The 2,851-nt window shown below is 63.6% G+C and carries 3 protein-coding genes; all 3 read right to left on the reverse strand.

Going from position 1 to position 2,851, the window contains the following annotated elements; all coding sequences use genetic code 11:
• Window positions 1–379 precede the first annotated feature (379 nt).
• Window positions 380–2,005 carry an IS66 family transposase gene (tnpC, locus tag JOZ76_RS21690; RefSeq protein WP_291701697.1) on the reverse strand — a complete coding sequence of 542 codons (1,626 nt, stop codon included), beginning with the start codon at window positions 2,003–2,005 and terminating at the stop codon, window positions 380–382.
• A gap of 71 nt (window positions 2,006–2,076) precedes the next feature.
• The gene (gene tnpB, locus JOZ76_RS21695) at window positions 2,077–2,418 is read right to left on the reverse strand and encodes an IS66 family insertion sequence element accessory protein TnpB (RefSeq protein ID WP_441300069.1); all 342 of its coding nucleotides are present in this window, start codon (window positions 2,416–2,418) and stop codon (window positions 2,077–2,079) included.
• 17 nt (window positions 2,419–2,435) lie between these two features.
• A complete protein-coding gene (tnpA, locus tag JOZ76_RS21700; protein ID WP_291701702.1) occupies window positions 2,436–2,807 on the reverse strand; it encodes an IS66-like element accessory protein TnpA in 372 nt (123 codons plus the stop codon).
• Window positions 2,808–2,851 lie beyond the last annotated feature (44 nt).

Consider the following 2,851-nt stretch of genomic DNA (forward strand, 5'->3'; position numbering starts at 1 on the left):
GCTCTCGACTATACGGAAGTGCTATGGCTGCTTCGGGTCAAATTGTTAGCATTACCGCAACGCAACGTTGCCGTCCGCTTCGCCTCAATGAGCGGACGCCACTTGAGCGGATTCTGCCTCCCAAAATCTGATAGCAGTGACCATCTACGCCTATCTGTTTGTAGTTTTCGGCCCGGCAGCACTTGCCATGGCCTATAACGGCGGGAGCGTCGGCGGCGTCATCGGGTCGCAGCTGTCGAGGCCCTGGGATTTCCGGCCGCAGCGGCGATGATCGGCCTCGCGGCAACGCTGGCGATGTGGGCTCTCGCCGACACGGTATTTCGTATCCATCCGGTGAAGACCGCGCCGTAGTCGTGGGCGCGGAAGGGCGAAGTAGATGTTAGGCCGCCAGCTTGACAGCCGTCATTTTCCAGTTCCAGGGCAGCAGTTCGTCGAGCTTGCGAATGTTGTGATCGCTGATGCGGCCGAGCACGTCCGCGAGCCAGGCTTGCGGGTCGAGGCCGTTGAGCCGTGCGGTCTGGATCAAGGTGTACATCACCGCGGCGCGTTCACCGCCGCGGTCGGAGCCGGCGAACAGCCAGGATTTGCGGCCGAGCGCAATGCCGCGCAGTGCCCGCTCGGCGGCATTGTTGGTGAGGCAGATGCGGCCATCGGCAAGGAAGCGGGAGAAGGTTTCCCAGCGCTTGAGCATGTAGTCCATTGCCTTGCCCACCTCGCTGTGGCGTGAGAGCCTGCCACGCTGCGCTCGCATCCAGGCTTCAAGATCGGCGACCAGCGGTGCGACGCGCTCACGCCGCACGGCAAGGCGATCGTCAGCGGAGCGGCCGTTGATCTCGCGCTCGATGTCGAAGATCGCATCGATGCGCTTGACCGCCTCGACCGCGAGCGGCGCCAACACCGACAACTGTCCGCGCGCCTTGGCAGCGACATCGGCAAGTTCAAAGAACTTACGCCGGCCGTGCGCCCAGCAACTCGCCTCCGTGATCGGCCCTCCTTTGCGGTCCGCATCATAGAGCCGATTGAACCCGGCATAAGCATCGGCCTGCAGGATCCCGGCATAGCCGGCGAGATGGCGCTCAGGATTCTCAGCCGTGCGGTCGCGCGAATAGAAGAACACCGCAGCCGGTGGAGCCGGACCCGCGAACGGTTTGTCGTCGCGCACATAGGTCCATAACCGGCCTTTGCGGCACTGGTGTTTGGCCAACACCGGCACCGGAGTCTCATCACCATGGACGCGCTCGCCGGCGAACACGTGTGCGCGGACGAGCTCGTAGAGCGGGCGCAGCAGCATTGCGCAACCGCCGACTTGGTCGGCCAAGGTCGAGACGCTGAGATCGATCCTTTCACGCGCATAACGCTCCGACTGGCGGTTGAGCGGCTGGTGCTGGCCGTATTTCTCGAACAGAATCATGGCGAGCAGGCTCGGGCCCGCAAATCCGCGCGGCAGTACGTGGAACGGCGCCGGTGGCTGGCTGATCTTTTCGCAATCGCGGCAGGTGAACTTCTCGCGCACGTGCTGCACCACCTTCCACTGCCGCGGGATCACTTCCAGCGTCTCGGTGATATCCTCGCCCAGCTTGGCAAGTCTGTTCGAGCCGCAGCAGGCGCAGGCGGTCGGGCCGGGAACGATGATCCGCTCGCGCGGCAGATGCGCGGGGAACGGCTGACGAGCAGGCTTCCTGCGTGTGAAGGCGCGTACCTGCGTGGTTGCCGCTGCGGCCTGTTCAGCCGCTACCTCATCCTCGGTTGCCGCCGCTTCCAGCTCCTCGAGCGCAAGCTCCATCTGATCAAGTAGGCGAGCCTTTCGCTCGTTGCGCGGTCCAAACAGATCGCGTTTGAGCTTCTCGATCGTCAGCCGCAGATGCGCGATCAGGGCCTCCGCGCTCGACGCTTCGGCACGCGCATTGGACGCCTCGGCGCGCGCCTGCGACAGCTCGGCGTCTCGAATGCGAACGAGCTGCTTGAGTATCTCGATGTCATTGGGAAGCGAATCATCGCTGTGCATGCCTATGAGGGAAACACAACTTCTTGCGTCTGTGTACAACTGCGAACGTGCGATGATTCAAAACATCGCGATCAGCCGGCGGCCTGTGGACGCCACGTGTGCTGCGGAAGCCGCCAATCGATTCCTTCCAACAAATATCCGAGTTGCGCAGGCGTGATTGTTACCGTTCGCTGCTCGCCGTCACGCGGCGTCGTCGACGGCCACACGAAGCGACCGCGCTCCAGCCGCTTCGCGAACAGGCACATGCCTTGCCCGTCGTGCCACAACACTTTGATCAATGAGCCGCGCCGGCCACGAAAGACGAACAGATGACCGTTGTGCGGATTGCGCTTGAGCGTCTCCTGGACCAACAGCGCCAGGCCATCGAAGCCCTTACGCATGTCGGTGTGGCCGCTCGCCAGCCACACCTGCACCCCGCTCGGTACCGGGATCATCGTCGCCGTCCGCTGCTCGCCAGCACGGCAACTGTCGCCCCCAACGTCGCCGGGTCAACCGCTCCGCTGATCCGCATTCGCGACCCGTTCGCGAACTCTACTTCGATCAGCCCCACAGCGGATGACACAACCGGACTAGGCGCGGCTGCAATCCGCACCGCCGCGAACGCCGCGGTAGGCTGCGATCCTCGCAGCAACTGCCGTCGCCATCCATATAGCTGCCCCGGATGGACCCCAGCCTCACGAGCCACCGCCGAAACGGTGGCGCCGCGCTCCAACGAAGCGGCTACCAGCCGCTCCTTATCCGCCGTGCTCCAGCGCCGGCGACGCTCCACCGAGGTGATGACTTCGATCGCAGACTTGCTCATGTGACTATTCCTATGAATAGTCACGTGACTCACACTCTTAGGTC

This window comes from Bradyrhizobium sp. (assembly GCF_019244115.1).
Taxonomy (GTDB): Bacteria; Pseudomonadota; Alphaproteobacteria; order Rhizobiales; family Xanthobacteraceae; genus Bradyrhizobium.